The sequence below is a fragment of the Marinobacter sp. MBR-105 genome (assembly GCF_053628895.1).
Window position 1 is genome coordinate 68,140 of the sequence record NZ_JBRJHG010000012.1, and the last position, 14,373, is coordinate 82,512.

Annotated in this window: 12 protein-coding genes; 6 read left to right on the forward strand and 6 right to left on the reverse strand. The window is 57.7% G+C overall.

The window, feature by feature from the left end:
• Window positions 1-24: 24 nt before the first annotated feature.
• Window positions 25-2,295 (reverse strand): 5-methyltetrahydropteroyltriglutamate--homocysteine S-methyltransferase, encoded by a 2,271-nt coding sequence (gene metE, locus ACSSVV_RS14435; protein ID WP_454106440.1) that lies wholly within the window; start codon window positions 2,293-2,295, stop codon window positions 25-27.
• A 113-nt stretch (window positions 2,296-2,408) separates the two neighbouring features.
• On the opposite strand from metE, the gene ACSSVV_RS14440 reads away from it, so the two are divergent.
• Genes ACSSVV_RS14440 through ACSSVV_RS14450 form a run of 3 tightly spaced genes read left to right on the forward strand, consistent with a single transcriptional unit; the run spans window position 2,409 to window position 4,942 of the window.
• Window positions 2,409-3,299 carry a LysR family transcriptional regulator gene (locus tag ACSSVV_RS14440; protein WP_023007627.1) on the forward strand — a complete coding sequence of 297 codons (891 nt, stop codon included), beginning with the start codon at window positions 2,409-2,411 and terminating at the stop codon, window positions 3,297-3,299.
• A gap of 47 nt (window positions 3,300-3,346) precedes the next feature.
• Window positions 3,347-3,739, forward strand: coding sequence for a glycine cleavage system protein GcvH (gene gcvH / locus ACSSVV_RS14445; protein WP_011784330.1), 393 nt, complete (start codon window positions 3,347-3,349; stop codon window positions 3,737-3,739).
• Between the two features lie 6 nt (window positions 3,740-3,745).
• On the forward strand, window positions 3,746-4,942 hold the full coding sequence (locus ACSSVV_RS14450) for a class I SAM-dependent rRNA methyltransferase (RefSeq protein ID WP_011784331.1): 1,197 nt from the start codon (window positions 3,746-3,748) through the stop codon (window positions 4,940-4,942).
• Between the two features lie 10 nt (window positions 4,943-4,952).
• Here ACSSVV_RS14450 and ACSSVV_RS14455 read toward each other — a convergent pair whose 3' ends face one another.
• Window positions 4,953-5,609, reverse strand: a complete 657-nt coding sequence (locus ACSSVV_RS14455; RefSeq protein ID WP_113880404.1) for a histidinol-phosphatase — start codon at window positions 5,607-5,609, stop codon at window positions 4,953-4,955.
• 182 nt (window positions 5,610-5,791) lie between these two features.
• Between ACSSVV_RS14455 and ACSSVV_RS14460 the strand changes: the two genes are divergently transcribed.
• The 3 genes from ACSSVV_RS14460 to ACSSVV_RS14470 all read left to right on the forward strand — a co-directional run bounded on the left by ACSSVV_RS14460 (window position 5,792) and on the right by ACSSVV_RS14470 (window position 9,976).
• The gene (locus ACSSVV_RS14460) at window positions 5,792-6,322 is read left to right on the forward strand and encodes an RNA pyrophosphohydrolase (protein WP_011784333.1); all 531 of its coding nucleotides are present in this window, start codon (window positions 5,792-5,794) and stop codon (window positions 6,320-6,322) included.
• 12 nt (window positions 6,323-6,334) lie between these two features.
• Window positions 6,335-8,641, forward strand: a complete 2,307-nt coding sequence (ptsP, locus tag ACSSVV_RS14465; RefSeq protein ID WP_011784334.1) for a phosphoenolpyruvate--protein phosphotransferase — start codon at window positions 6,335-6,337, stop codon at window positions 8,639-8,641.
• Window positions 8,642-8,734: 93 nt separating this feature from the next.
• Window positions 8,735-9,976 carry a patatin family protein gene (locus ACSSVV_RS14470; protein ID WP_023010970.1) on the forward strand — a complete coding sequence of 414 codons (1,242 nt, stop codon included), beginning with the start codon at window positions 8,735-8,737 and terminating at the stop codon, window positions 9,974-9,976.
• Window positions 9,977-10,061: 85 nt separating this feature from the next.
• Here ACSSVV_RS14470 and hslU read toward each other — a convergent pair whose 3' ends face one another.
• The 4 genes from hslU to argS form a co-directional block, all read right to left on the reverse strand.
• Window positions 10,062-11,393, reverse strand: a complete 1,332-nt coding sequence (hslU, locus tag ACSSVV_RS14475) for an HslU--HslV peptidase ATPase subunit (protein ID WP_113880402.1) — start codon at window positions 11,391-11,393, stop codon at window positions 10,062-10,064.
• Window positions 11,394-11,407: 14 nt separating this feature from the next.
• A complete protein-coding gene (gene hslV / locus ACSSVV_RS14480) occupies window positions 11,408-11,938 on the reverse strand; it encodes an ATP-dependent protease subunit HslV (RefSeq protein WP_011784337.1) in 531 nt (176 codons plus the stop codon).
• 91 nt (window positions 11,939-12,029) lie between these two features.
• The gene (locus ACSSVV_RS14485; RefSeq protein WP_141067848.1) at window positions 12,030-12,674 is read right to left on the reverse strand and encodes an SPOR domain-containing protein; all 645 of its coding nucleotides are present in this window, start codon (window positions 12,672-12,674) and stop codon (window positions 12,030-12,032) included.
• Between the two features lie 7 nt (window positions 12,675-12,681).
• Window positions 12,682-14,367 carry an arginine--tRNA ligase gene (argS, locus tag ACSSVV_RS14490; protein ID WP_141067849.1) on the reverse strand — a complete coding sequence of 562 codons (1,686 nt, stop codon included), beginning with the start codon at window positions 14,365-14,367 and terminating at the stop codon, window positions 12,682-12,684.
• Window positions 14,368-14,373: the final 6 nt, after the last annotated feature.

Genomic DNA, 14,373 nt, shown 5'->3' on the forward strand with positions numbered 1-14,373 from the left:
CCCACAGATTGCCGCTTGTGAAACCTAGCTTCTCAGTTCCCGCGCTGCCGCTACCATGGTTTCCAGTGCCGGCTTCACTTCTTCCCATTTCCGCGTTTTCAGGCCGCAGTCCGGGTTAATCCACAGCCGTTCTGCGGGGATACGTTCAGCCGCCAGAGTCATCAGGTTGATGATGTGTTCCTTGTCAGGAATGTTGGGCGAATGGATGTCGTATACGCCCGGACCAATGTCGTTGGGGTATTCAAAGCTCCGGAACGCATCCAGCAGTTCCATGTCTGACCGAGAGGTCTCGATGGTGATGACATCGGCATCCATACGGGCAATGGCTTCGATGATGTCGTTGAATTCCGAGTAGCACATATGGGTATGGATCTGGGTGCTGTCATCTACGCCGTTGGCGGCGATGCGGAAGCTGTTGATTGCCCACTCCAGATACGTTGCCCAGTCCGACTTTCTCAGCGGCAGACCTTCGCGCAGAGCGGCTTCGTCGATCTGGATGATGTTCACGCCGGCTTGTTCCAGATCCTGAACCTCCTCGCGAATTGCCAGGGCCAGTTGCAGGCAGGAATCCTTGCGAGGCTGATCATCCCGCACGAAAGACCAGTTCAGAATCGTCACCGGGCCGGTCAGCATCCCTTTCACTGGTTTGTCCGTCAGCGACTGGGCATAGCGGATCCATTCCACGGTCATGGCCTGGGGTCGGCGGATATCGCCAAACAGAATCGGAGGTTTCACGCAGCGCGAACCGTAAGACTGAACCCAGCCGAAGCGCGTGAAGGCATAGCCGTCCAGTTGCTCGCCAAAGTATTCCACCATGTCATTACGTTCGGGTTCGCCGTGTACCAGGACATCCAGTCCGAGCTTTTCCTGCTCTTCCACGCAACGAACGATTTCTGCTCGCATTTGTTCGATGTAAGCCTTTTCGCTCAGCTCGCCCTTACGGAATTGCAGTCGCGCCTGTCGAATCTCGCGGGTTTGCGGGAAAGATCCGATGGTCGTGGTCGGGAAGGCGGGCAGGTTTAGTCTCTCCCGCTGGCGGACGATCCGCTGAGGGTAGGGACTCTGGCGATTGCCAAGCTCAGACGTGGCGGCGGCAACGGCCTTTCGAACCTCCGGATTGGTCACGCGATGGGAGCTGCGGCGGCTATCGATGGCCAATTGATTGTCTGCCAGCTCGGCGCGCACGCTGCTGCGGCCCTCGTTCAGTGCTCTGGCGAGAATCTTCAGTTCGTCGAGTTTCTGAACCGCAAACGCCAGCCAGTTGCGAATGTCGCGATCTAGTTCCTGTTCCCGGGAGAGATCGACAGGGACATGCAGAAGCGAGCAGGTTGGTGCCAGCCACAAACGTTGCCCCAGTTTTTCGTTCAGGGGTTCCAACCAGCCCAGAGTGCTGTTCAGATCCGATTTCCAGATGTTGCGACCGTTGACCACCCCGAGAGAAAGCACCTTGTGGCTCGGCAGCCAGTCTGCCACGCGACTGACCTCGGCCGGCGCGCTGATGGCATCAACGTGCAGGCCTGCAACGGGCAATTCGCACGCCAGTTGAAGATTGTCCCTGAGCTCGCCGAAATAGGTGGCCAATAGCAGTTTCGGGCGGTTCGTTTTGAGCTGGTGGTAAGCCAGATTAAAGGCATAACGCCAGTTGGCGTCCAGGTCCGTGACCAGGGCAGGTTCGTCAATCTGAACCCATTCCGCGCCGGCATCCGCCAGGGCTTCCAGGAGTTGGGAGTACACCGGTAGCAGGCGCTCCAGCAAATCCAGAGGATTGCTTCCATCCGAGGTTTTTCCCAGCCAGAGATAGGTCACCGGGCCAATAATCACGGGTTTTGCGTTGAGTCCCTGCTTCCGTGCTTCGGACAGTTGTGTTAACAGTCGTTCCGGATTGAGTTCAAAGTGAGTGTCAGCTGTCAGCTCCGGCACAATATAGTGGTAGTTGGTGTCAAACCACTTGGTCATCTCGCCAGCGGCAGTGGCACAGCAGGGGCTATCATTGGCACCCCGGCCACGTGCGGCACGGAAGTAAGCATCCAGCTCCGAGCCTTCTTTGCTGGCGGCCCGGATGGGGAGGTTTCCCAGAGTGACGGACATATCCAGCACCTGGTCGTAAAGGGAAAAGTCGCCCACCGGCACATAGTCGAGCCCGGCCTGTTGCTGCCAGTGGCGCCGGCGCAGATCGGCCGCCGTAATGGCCAGTTCCTGTTCAGTTTGCCGGCCGCCCCAATAGTCTTCCAGCGCGAATTTCAGTTCGCGCTGGCCACCGATACGGGGAAAGCCAAGGTTATGTGTGGTTGCCATGATCGAGTCCTTGAATCTTGTGCGTTGAATGAGGTCTCAAGGTTAAGCGGGCTTTTGCATGAATAAAAATGGTATTATTTCACCAAGTCATGAGAAAAATTCACGGAGAGGCCATGGTCGAGCGGCACCATCTGGAGATTATGCGAGCCGTGGAGCGCCAGGGTTCACTGACGGCGGCGGCGGAACAGCTACACCTCACTCAGTCGGCGCTGTCCCATGCTATTCGCAAGCTGGAGCAGCAACTGGGCACGCCGGTCTGGCTCCGCGAGGGGCGCCAGTTGCGTTTTACCCAAGCTGGCGTTCAGTTGCTGGCATTGGCCAACCGGTTGCTGCCGCAGTTTGAACACGCTGAGATGCAGATTCACCAGATTGCCCAAGGTCAGCGCGGCAGCTTGCGAGTTGGCATGGAGTGTCACCCCTGCTATCAATGGCTTCTGAAAGTAGTAGGCCCTTACTTGCAGCAGTGGCCGGATGTCGATGTGGATGTGAAACAGGAGTTCCAGTTCGGCGGCATGGGCGCGTTGTTTGGTCATGATATCGACTTGCTGGTTACCCCGGACCCGTTGCATAAGCCCGGTGTACGTTTTGAGCCCGTGTTCGATTATGAACAGGTGTTGGTGGTGTCGGAAGATCATTCGCTTGCCGATGAAAAATGGGTAGAGCCGCATCAACTCGAAAAAGAAACGCTGATTACTTATCCGGTGGCAGTAGAGCGTCTGGACATCTTCACGCGGTTTTTTCTGCCGGCGCATACCGCACCGGCACGCCATAAGACCATTGAGACCACCGATATCATGTTGCAGATGGTTGCTGCAGGGCGAGGGGTGAGTGCGTTACCACGCTGGCTGGTGGATGACTATGCCCGGAACATGCCCATCAGAGCCCTGAAACTCGGTCAACAAGGTATGCCCAAACAGATTTTTCTGGGTTTCCGGGAGCGTGACGAGGCGGTGGATTATCTGAACGCGTTCGTGAAGCTGGCCCGCAGCATTCGCTGGAACTAGTCTCTTCGGTTAAACTGCGCGGAAAATTATCACAGGACACACAAATCATGAGTGAAATCCCTTCTGATCTGAAGTACATCGAAACTCACCAGTGGGTGCGCGTTGACGCTGACGGCACCGCCACCGTGGGCATCACCGATTTTGCCCAGGAGCAGCTGGGAGATGTGGTCTACATCGGTGTGCCGGAAATGGGCGCAACGGTAAACGGCGGCGAAGAAGCCGGCGTGGCAGAATCCGTGAAATCCGCCTCAGACGTTTTCAGCCCGGTAACCGGCGAGGTCATCGAGATCAATGAAAAGCTGGAAGACGAGCCGGAAATCGTGAACGAAGACCCCTACGGCGATGGCTGGATGTTCAAGGTAAAACTGGCCGACGAAGGCGAGCTGGAAGGCCTCATGGATGCGGCTGCCTACGCTGAACACGTGGCCGCTGAGGAATAATTATTGATGGAATTCCCCGTTCTCTATCTGCGCAAAGGCGCAGAACGTCGTCTCCGGGCCGGTCATTTGTGGGTGTACAGCAACGAGGTGGATACCCGCCGCAGCCCGCTGACGGAGTTTCAGCCCGGCGCGCAGGTGCAGGTTCGGGCATCGAACGACAAACCGATGGGGGTGGCGTTTGTGAACCCCCATGCCCTGATCTGCGGTCGTTTGATCAGTCGTGATGCTGCTCACGGCATGACGCCCAAGCGGCTGACTGATCGCATGGAGGCGGCACTGAGCCTGCGGGAGCGATTGTTTGATAAACCCTTTTATCGCTGGGTATTCGGCGACAGCGATGGTCTCTCTGGCCTGGTAGTAGACCGGTTCGATGATGTCGTCGTAGTGCAGATCTCCACCGCCGGCATGGAGCAGATGAAGGAGGCTATTGTCCGTGCCGTCCAGCGCCTGGCTCATGCCCGCATCATCGTGCTGAAGAACGATGGAAAAATGCGCAAAGTAGAAGGGCTGGATACTTACGTGGAATTTGCCCACGGTCCGGAAGCCGACACTGTGCTGGTGGAAGAAAACGGCGCCCGCTTTGAAGTGCCCCTGGCGGGCGGCCAGAAAACCGGCTGGTTCTACGACCACCGCATGAATCGCCAGCGCCTGCAGGCCTACGCGCCCGGCAAAAAAGTTCTCGATGTGTTCAGTTACGTGGGCGGTTGGGGCATTCAGGCCGCTTGCGCCGGCGCATCCCAGGTGACCTGCGTGGACGCATCGTCAGCCGCCGTAGATGCGGTACACCACAACGCCAAACTGAATGGGCTGGAAAACGTGGATACCATTGAAGGTGATGCCTTTGATGCCCTGAAAGCCCTGGCGGACGAAAAGGAAAAATTCGACATCGTGGTGCTGGACCCTCCTGCCTTGATCCCGCGCCGCCGGGACCAGAAAGCTGGTGAGCAAGCCTATGCCCGGTTGAATCAATTGGGGCTCCGGCTGCTGGAGCGCGACGGACTACTGGTGTCGGCCTCCTGTTCCATGCATCTTTCCCAGGAAAAGCTGATCGATATTATTCGTAGCAGCGGCCGCAAGATCGACCGGTTTGTGCAACTACTGGAACAGGGTCACCAGGCGCCGGATCATCCGATCGTACCGGGGATTCCGGAGACGGACTATATCAAGTCCTGCTTTGTGCGTTCCCTGACTGGGTTTTTGTGATCTGCGGGCGTTACGCCCGCAGCGAAATCACCGCCCAGCCATTCTCAATTGCCGTTTTCTCCAGGGTAGGGTCCGGGTCCACCGCCACAGGATTGTCCACCTTCCGCAACAGCGGCAAATCATTGTGGGAATCGCTGTAGAACCAGGCGCCCTCAAGGCTCTCGCCGTGGGCAGTCAGCCAGTCATTCAGCCGCTCCACCTTGCCCTCCTGAAAACTCGGTGTGCCCGCCACTTCACCCGTGAATTTCCCGTTCACCAGCTCTGGCTCAGTGGCAATCAAATGATCCACTCCCAGCATTTCGGCGATAGGTTCGGTAATAAAACGGCTGGTTGCCGTAATGATCATCAGCGTGTGGCCCCGCTCGCGATGATCCGCGAGTAACTTCACCGCCTTGTCCAGCATCATCGGCTGCACCTTCTTGGCCATGAAAGCAGCCCGCCAGCCTTCAAGCTCTTCCAGATTGTGGCGGGTGAGGGGGGCCAGTACAAAGCGCTGGTAATGGAAAACATCCAGCTCTCCATTCAGATATTCCTGATAGAAGCGGTCGTTGGCCCGCTTGTACTCCTCCGCATCCACCATGCCCTCTTCCACCAGGAATTCGCCCCATGCATGGTCGCTGTCCCCGGCCAGCAAAGTGTTATCCAGATCAAAAATCGCGAGCGTCAAGCCTTCTCCTCCCATCCGTACAGGCGTCATGGCAAAGGCGACAGTCTACCACGGCATGCCAGTAACGTGCCGCCAACAGCTCCGTTTGCCGAAGCCTTGGGTTTCTGTAAGAATGAGAGCAACTTGGACAATTTTCGCCGGTTAAAAAATAACCGGCAGCCGACTACTACGAGGACTGTGCCGTGATCGACTCAGACGGTTTCAGACCCAACGTCGGAATCATTCTGGCCAACCACAGGGGAGAAGTTCTCTGGGCAAGGCGAATAGGGCAGGACTCCTGGCAGTTTCCTCAGGGCGGTATCAAGCACAACGAAACCCCCGAGGATGCACTCTACCGGGAGCTTGGAGAGGAAATCGGCCTGTGTGCCAGCGATGTGGAAATCATCAGCTGCACCCGCGGCTGGCTGCGTTACCGGCTTCCGAGGAGGATGGTACGCCATAACTCGCACCCCGTATGCGTGGGGCAAAAACAGAAATGGTTCCTGCTGAGGATGTTATCGCCAGATGCGCACGTACGCGTGGATGGCACGGATTCACCGGAATTCGACGGCTGGCAGTGGGTGAGCTACTGGTATCCGTTGGGGCAGGTGGTTTCATTTAAACGAGAAGTATACAGACGCGCGTTGAGGGAGCTGGCCCCAAGACTGTTTCATAACATGGAGCAGTGGCACCGGGCCGAGAACCCACGGCGTATGAAGGAACATCAGAAATGACGGACTGACTCCATGCTGAGCATCCTGCGAAGTCTAGTACAAGAGGTAAACAGCGCCCGCGATCTCCAGGAGGCGTTGGAAATCATTGTATCGCGGGTGCAAAAGGCCATGGGCACAGAGGTCTGCTCGGTTTATCTGCTGGATCCCGCCTCTAATCGCTACATCCTGATGGCCACCGAAGGCCTTTACAAAGACTCCGTGGGTCAGGTCAGCCTGGCCTACTCCGAGGGTCTGGTGGGGCTTGTCGGTTCCCGTGAGGAACCCATCAATCTTGAAGATGCGCCATCCCACCCGCGCTATCGTTACTTTCCGGAGACCGGTGAGGAACGCTTCCGCTCGTTTCTGGGGGTGCCGATCATTCACCATCGCCGGGTACTGGGCGTGCTGGTGGTTCAGCAACGGGAGAGTTCCCGTTGTTTCGATGAAGGTGAAGAAGCTTTTCTGGTCACCGTGTCAGCCCAGTTGGCGGGTGTGATTGCCCACAGTGAGGCCACAGGTGCCATCAGTGGATTGTCGCTGACGGGTGAGGAAGCCCGCGATGTCAGTTTCAGCGGCGTTCCCGGAGCGCCGGGTGTCGCCATTGGAACGGGCGTGGTGGTTTATCCTGCCGCCGATCTGGATGTGGTTCCGGAAAAGCCGACCGAAGACATCGATCAGGAGCTGGAACTCTTTCGTTCAGCTGTTTCGGCGGTGCGGGAAGATATCGAGCGCGTTGCCAACCGCCTTGCGTCCCAGCTCCGGCCGGAAGAGCAGGCGTTGTTCGATGTCTATCTGCGGATGCTGGGAGATGAGGCGCTACCGGGTGAGGTGGCGAATCGAATCCGGGAAGGCGTTTGGGCTCAGGGCGCCCTGAAACAGGTGGTTCAGCAGTATGTTCGTCATTTCGAGATGATGGACGACCTGTACCTGCAAGAACGCGCAGTCGACATCCGTGATCTGGGCCGCCGACTACTCTCACACCTGCAGGAAGGTGAGCAGAAGCATCTGGAGTATCCCGAGCGTACCGTGCTGGTGAGTGAAGAGCTGACGCCGGCCATGCTTGGTGAAGTGCCCAAAGGGCAATTGGTTGGGCTGGTCTCGGTAAAGGGGTCGAGCAACTCCCACGTTGCCATCCTGGCCAGGGCAATGGGTGTGCCCACGGTGATGGGTCTGGTAGACATCCCGGTTAACCAGCTCGATAGCCGGGAACTGGTGGTAGATGGTTTCGAAGGGCAGATTTTCGCGTCTCCCTCAGCGGATCTCAGGGCCTTTTTCCAGGCCATCTGCGACGAAGAGGACGAACTGGTTCGGGGCCTTGAAGCGCTTCGTGACAAGCCCTGTGAGACCACTGACGGTCATCGGGTCTCGCTGCTGGTGAATACCGGTTTGATGACCGACGTGGTGCGCTCCCTTTCCCATGGTGCCGAGGGCATCGGCCTGTACCGCACCGAAGTGCCGTTCATGATCAAGGATCGCTTCCCGTCAGAGCAGGAGCAGCGGGAATACTACCGGGAACAGCTGGAGGCCTTTGCTCCCAATCCGGTGACCATGCGAACCCTCGATATTGGCGGTGACAAGGCACTGACCTATTTTCCCATACAGGAAGAAAACCCGTTCCTCGGCTGGCGCGGTATCCGGGTAACGCTGGACCATCCTGAGATCTTCCTGGTACAGGTGCGGGCCATGCTTAAGGCCAGTGAGGGTCTGAACAACCTGCAGATCATGTTGCCGATGATCAGCAATATTTCTGAGGTGGAGGAGTCCCTGCACCTGATCTATCGGGTCTATCACGAAGTTCGTGAAGAAGGGTACGACATCCATATGCCCAAGGTGGGTGTGATGGTGGAAATCCCGGCCGCGGTTTACCAGATTCGTGAGCTGGCGGAGCGGGTGGATTTCCTGTCAGTGGGCTCCAACGATCTGACTCAATACCTGTTGGCGGTAGATCGCAATAACCCGAGGGTGGCACAGCTGTATCACTCCTATCATCCGGCGGTGCTGCAGGCGCTGGTGCGGGTGGCTCAGGATGCCCATTCGGTGGGCAAACCGGTGGGTATCTGTGGCGAACTGGCGGGTGATCCGGGCGGCGCGCTTTTGCTGATGGCCATGGGCTATGACTCCCTGTCGATGAACGCAGCGAGTCTGCCGAAAGTGAAATCCGTGATCCGCAGCGTGGGGCGGGAATGGGCCATTCAACTGTTGGAGGATGTGCTGTTGCTGGATTCGCCCCATGTCATCAAGAGCTGTGTTGATCTGGCGTTACGCAATGCCGGTTTTGGTCGCTACTTGCGCCCAGCCCGTACCTCGTCGGCAGCACTGGCAGAACAGGCCGTTTCCTGAGCATTGTGAGGGTTATAGTGTGCGCACTCTAAATTCCCTTGTTAGGTTGTTGGATAACTGAAATCCTGCAGCAGTATCCGATAAGGACAGGCAATGAAGACAGCGACCGAGCTCAAGCCAGCACCGAGAATTGGCCTCGCCCTTGGCGGCGGCGGGCCTCTGGGTGGTATTTACGAGATCGGTGCCCTGCGGGCTCTGGACGAAGCCCTGGATGGTCTGGATTTCAATAATATCGATGTCTATGTCGGCGTAAATGCCGGCTCTTTTGTGGCTGCCAATCTGGCAAACCAGATGACCACAGCCCAGCTTTGCCGCATCTTCGTAAGGAACGAAGCTGAGGTTCACCCGTTTCACCCTGAGGTTTTCTATCGTCCGGCTTTGCGTGAGATCGGGCGCCGGCTGCTCGCTGTTCCGGGCTTGCTTTCAACGGCGGTCAGCCGGTTCGTGAACAACCCATACGATCAGAGCCTGCTGGAAGCCATGACCATTCTGGCCCAGGCGGCACCGGCCGGACTTTTCGATAACGAGGGGTTGCACGAGTACCTGAAGCGCGCCTTCACCATGCTTGGCCGCACGAACGATTTTCGTCAGCTCAAGCGCAGTCTGTATGTGGTTGCTGCAGATGTGGAGAGCACGGAGGCGGTCTGCTTTGGTGCGCCCGGGTACGATCATGTCCCCATATCCCGGGCGGTTCAAGCCAGTACTTCATCTCCGGGGCTGTACGTACCGGTCGAGATTGATGGTCGCTATTACGTGGATGGCACTCTGAGAAAGGGGCTGCATGCTTCTGTCGCCTTTGAAGATGGCGCGGATCTGGTGTTGGCGGTCAATCCCCAGGTGCCCATTGATGCCAGTGCTGCGGTACGCGCGGGGACCATGAAGCCGGGAGAGCTTACCCGTTCGGGAATGCCGAATCTGTTGTCCCAGATGTTCCGGACCATGGTTTATTCCCGTATGCAGTCGGGTATTGCCCAGTACGCTCGTGATTATCCGGATAAGGACATACTGCTGTTTGAGCCCACCCGGGATGACGCCAAGCTGTTTTTCTCAAACGTGTTCAGCTTCCAGAGTCGCCGTATGGTGTGTGAGCACGCCTATCAGATGACCCGCCGAGATCTGCTCCGGCGGGCAGATGAACTGGAGCCCAAACTGCGCAAGTACGGCATTACGCTGCGCCGGGATCGTCTTGAGGATGAGCAGAGAACCATCAGTACCAGCCTGTATGGTGAAATGCTGCCCCTGTATGTGGCCAAAGGTCGCAAGAAGCAGGGCGAGAAGAACCGGATTGCGAGCGGCTTCAGTACCGTCACGCACCTGTTCTCAAAGGCAGAATAAGTACTGATGTTGCCGATACGGGCATGAAAAAGCCGGAGAGGTTATCCCCTCCGGCTTTTTTGTTGGCATTTCAGGAAACCGCGAATCAGAGAATGTAGCGGCTCAGGTCTTCGTCTTCAGATAGCTCGCCGAGCTTCTCGTCAACGTAGTCCGCTGTCACCTCAAAGGTATCGGTGACCTGGTCGCCGGCGTCGTAGGACAGACTTTCCAGCAAGCGCTCAAGCACGGTATGCAGGCGGCGCGCACCGATATTCTCGGTGGTTTCGTTCACCTTGTAAGCCACTTCCGCAATGCGGGCGATGGCATCGTCGGCGAAGGTCAGTTTCACACCTTCGGTGCCCATCAGCGCTTCATACTGTTGCACCAGCGAGGCATCCGGTTCGGTCAGAATACGCTTGAAGTCGTCCGGCGTCAGCGCCTGCAGCTCCACGCGAATCGGCAGGCGGCCCTGAAGTTCCGGAATCAGGTCTGAAGGCTTGGACAGGTGGAAGGCGCCAGAGGCAATGAACAGAATGTGGTCGGTCCGAATGGAACCGTATTTGGTGCTTACAGTGCTGCCTTCAATCAGAGGCAGCAGGTCGCGCTGAACGCCTTCCCGGGACACATCCGAGGAGGTGTTTTCCGAGCGTTTGGCAACCTTGTCGATCTCATCGATAAAGACAATCCCGTTCTGCTCAACCGCCTGAATGGCCTTCTGCTTGATCTCTTCCTCATTCACCAGCTTGGCGGCTTCTTCGTCCTTTACCCGCTTCATGGCATCCGCCACTTTTATCTTGCGGGTCTTGCGCTTGTCCGAAGACAGGTTGGAGAACATGCTCTGCAGTTGAGAGGTCATCTCTTCCATGCCCGGAGGCGCCATGATCTCCACGCCGGCTCCACTGCTGCGCAAATCGATCTCGATTTCCTTGTCGTCCAGCTCGCCTTCTCTCAGTTTCTTGCGGAACAGCTGTCGGGTCGAGGAGTCCGCATTGGTGCGCTGGCTGTCTTCGTTAAAATCCCTGGGGGGCGGCAGCAGGGCATCCAGAATGCGGTCTTCGGCGGCATCCAGTGCACGGTGTTCATGCCGCTTCATTTCCTGCTCCCGCAGCATTTTCACCGCCATGTCGGCCAGGTCGCGGATGATGGACTCCACATCCCGGCCTACATAGCCCACTTCGGTAAATTTGGTGGCTTCCACTTTCAGAAAGGGAGCATCCGCCAGTTTGGCCAGCCGGCGGGCGATCTCCGTTTTGCCGACGCCGGTGGGGCCGATCATCAGGATGTTTTTCGGGGTAATTTCATCCCGCAGACTGCTGTCCAGTTGCATGCGGCGCCAACGGTTACGCAGGGCAATGGCGACGGCGCGTTTGGCTTCTTCCTGGCCCACGATGTGTTTGTTCAGTTCGTGGACAATCTCTCGGGGAGTCATTGCAGACATGGTCGCTCCGGTCGTCAGTCTTTAATGGGCAGCACTTCCAGAGTGCGGTTCTGATTGGTGTAAATGCAGATGTCGCCGGCAATTTCGAGCGCCTTCTCGGCGATTTCGTGGGCGCTGAGCTCGGTGTTTTCCAGCAGCGCCCGGGCGGCGGCCTGGGCAAACGGCCCGCCGGAACCGATAGCGATCAGCCCCTGCTCCGGCTCGATTACGTCGCCGTTGCCGGTAATGATCAGAGAAGCGGTTTTGTCCGCAACGGCCAGCAGGGCTTCCAGCTTGCGCAGGGCTCGGTCCGTGCGCCAGTCTTTGGCCAGTTCAACAGCGGCACGGGTGAGATTGCCCTGGTGCTTTTCCAACTGGGCCTCGAATCGCTCGAACAAGGTGAAGGCATCGGCGGTGCCACCGGCAAAACCAGCAATTACCTGGCCGTTGTACAGACGGCGTACCTTTCGGGCATTGCCTTTCATAACGGTGTTGCCAAGGGATACCTGGCCATCACCGCCCATGGCGACTTCATTCTCCCGACGTACGGAAACTATCGTGGTCATTGGCGCTCCAGTTGCCTGTTTGAATTTGTATTTTGGCTTTATGGAGGCGCTGGGCGGGATTTCAAGAGCAGGGGAGGTGGCTGAACAAAGTTCAGCCTTCTTTCGGGATCTTCCGCACCAGAGGCTGGATATTGATCGTAACCAGTTTGTCGACCGCCGAGTTCATCTGGCTGCGTGAGTTGAATGGTCCCACATTTACGCGGTACCAAACACTTCCGTTGTCGAGATCAATACGCTGTACATGAGCCCTGAGTCCCTGGAAGGCGATCTGCGCGCGCTGTCGCTCGGCGTCTTCCTTACTCCTGAACGAGCCAGACTGTACGACATAATCGAACTCCTGCATGGCCGGGCCCGGGGTATATTCTTCCACTTTGGGCGGAACGACCTCGGATTCCGGCAGCATTTCATAGAACCGGAAGTTCTGCTCTTTCGGCCGGCCATCCTGTTTAGCCGTGGTGTTGGCGGGTTGCTTGGGCGCTACCGGGGTTTGCTCCTGAATCGGGGTTTGCCTGGCCGTTTCCGGCCCGCCGGGCAAGGTGTTCAGGTAGACGATAAAGCCGATGAAGCCACCCACTGCGGCCAGAGACAGGATGGTTTTCATAGACAACGCGCCATGCTGTGAGTGTGATGGTGCACTCTTTTGGGGTTTGGACGGCTTGCGGGGCTTGGCCGCAGGCTTGCTGGCGGCGGCCCCTTTGCCCGCAGGGCGATCTTTCCTGGCGTAATCTCTGGCCATGGCCTGATTACATCTCCTCTGGTGCGCTTACGCCGAGCAGGTCCAGGCCGTTGGCAATCACCTGGCGCACGGCCAGATACAGGCTGACTCTTGCGTCCCGCAGGGCGGTATCTTCAATCAACACCTTGTGGGCGTTGTAGTAAGTATGGAACTGGCCCGCCAGCTCACGCAGGTAATGGGTGAGGTGATGCGGCTCGCGCTGGGCGGCAGAGTTGGCAATCAGTTCCGGATACTTCGCCAACTGATTGGCCAGCTCTTTTTCTTCATCCAGAGTTAGCAGGCTCAGGTCGCCGACGCATTCGTTCATGCCACGCTGTACGCCCTCGGCGGCCAGCTTGCGCAGCACGCTGCAAATCCGGGCATGGGCATATTGGATGTAATACACCGGGTTTTCATTGGTCTGGGAGCGCGCCAGGTCGATATCGAAAGTCAACTGGGAATCCACGCGACGTGCCGCTAGGAAGAAGCGGGTGGCATCCCGGCCCACTTCGTCGATCAGATCCCGCACGGTAACGTAGCTGCCTGCGCGCTTGGAGATTTTTACTTCCTGGCCAGAGCGGGTCACCATCACCATCTGGTGCAGAACGTAATCCGGCCACCCCTGGGGGATATCTGCCTTCAGGGCCTGCAGTCCCGCGCGAACACGGGTTACGGTGGAGTGGTGGTCAGCGCCCTGCTCGTTAATTACGGTGGTAAAACCGCGCTGCCACTTGTCCAGGTGGTAGGCGACATCGGGCAGGAAGTAGGTGTAGCCGCCGTCTTTCTTGCGCATTACCCGGTCTTTGTCGTCGCCGAACTCGGTGGTTTTCAGCCACATGGCGCCATCCTGCTCATAGGTGTAACCGTTGGCCTTGAGGCGCTCAACGGTGGCTTCCACCTTGCCATCCTCGTACAGAGAGGATTCCAGGAAATACACATCGAACTGAACCCCGAAGGCTTTCAGGTCCAGGTCCTGTTCACGGCGCAGGTAGGCGACGGCGAATTCCCGGATGGCATCCCGGTCTTCCGGATCTGCTTTTGCGGTTACCTCACGGTCGTCAGCCACCACGGTTTCGCCAGCAAGGTAGGCGTTTGCCACATCGACGATGTAATCGCCCCGGTAGCCATCTTCCGGCCAGCTTTCATCTTCCGGCGTCAGGCCCTTAACGCGGGACTGCACCGAAAGGGCCAGATTGTTGATCTGGGCTCCGGCGTCGTTGTAGTAAAACTCCCGGGTAACGTTGTAACCGTTGGCTTCCAGCAAGCGGCACAGGCAATCGCCAATGGCGGCGCCCCGTCCGTGACCCACGTGCAAAGGGCCGGTGGGGTTGGCAGATACAAACTCCACCTGAACCTTTTCGCCGTTACCAGAGTTGTTGCGGCCGAACTGCTGTGCCTCGTCCAGGATGGTGTTCACAATGCCGAAGGCGCTGGCAGTGCTCATGAAAAAATTGATAAACCCCGGCCCGGCAATCTCCACTTTTTCCACTGCAGAACTCTCTGGCAATGCCGCCACCAGTTCTTCGGCCAGCTTGCGAGGCGGGCAGCCGGCGGCTTTGGAGGCCACCAGGGCAATATTACAGGCATAGTCCCCGTGGGACTTGTCTTTGGTGTTGCCCACCTGAGGGGTGAAGCTCTGGTCTGCCGGCAGTGTGCCGTCAGACTGCAGGGTCGCCAGTGCAGACTGGAGAAGCTCGGATACGGTCTCTTTCATGCTGTC

Excerpts from the sequence above, each read along its gene's own strand:
- hslV (WP_011784337.1), bottom strand. The coding sequence starts at position 11,938 with ATGACCACGATAGTTTCCGTACGTCGGGAGAATGAAGTCGCCATGGGC.
- ACSSVV_RS14440 (WP_023007627.1), top strand. The coding sequence starts at position 2,409 with ATGGTCGAGCGGCACCATCTGGAGATTATGCGAGCCGTGGAGCGCCAG.
- metE (WP_454106440.1), bottom strand. The coding sequence starts at position 2,295 with ATGGCAACCACACATAACCTTGGCTTTCCCCGTATCGGTGGCCAGCGC.
- hslU (WP_113880402.1), bottom strand. The coding sequence starts at position 11,393 with ATGTCTGCAATGACTCCCCGAGAGATTGTCCACGAACTGAACAAACAC.
- ptsP (WP_011784334.1), top strand. The coding sequence starts at position 6,335 with ATGCTGAGCATCCTGCGAAGTCTAGTACAAGAGGTAAACAGCGCCCGC.
- argS (WP_141067849.1), bottom strand. The coding sequence starts at position 14,367 with ATGAAAGAGACCGTATCCGAGCTTCTCCAGTCTGCACTGGCGACCCTG.
- ACSSVV_RS14450 (WP_011784331.1), top strand. The coding sequence starts at position 3,746 with ATGGAATTCCCCGTTCTCTATCTGCGCAAAGGCGCAGAACGTCGTCTC.
- ACSSVV_RS14485 (WP_141067848.1), bottom strand. The coding sequence starts at position 12,674 with ATGGCCAGAGATTACGCCAGGAAAGATCGCCCTGCGGGCAAAGGGGCC.
- ACSSVV_RS14470 (WP_023010970.1), top strand. The coding sequence starts at position 8,735 with ATGAAGACAGCGACCGAGCTCAAGCCAGCACCGAGAATTGGCCTCGCC.
- gcvH (WP_011784330.1), top strand. The coding sequence starts at position 3,347 with ATGAGTGAAATCCCTTCTGATCTGAAGTACATCGAAACTCACCAGTGG.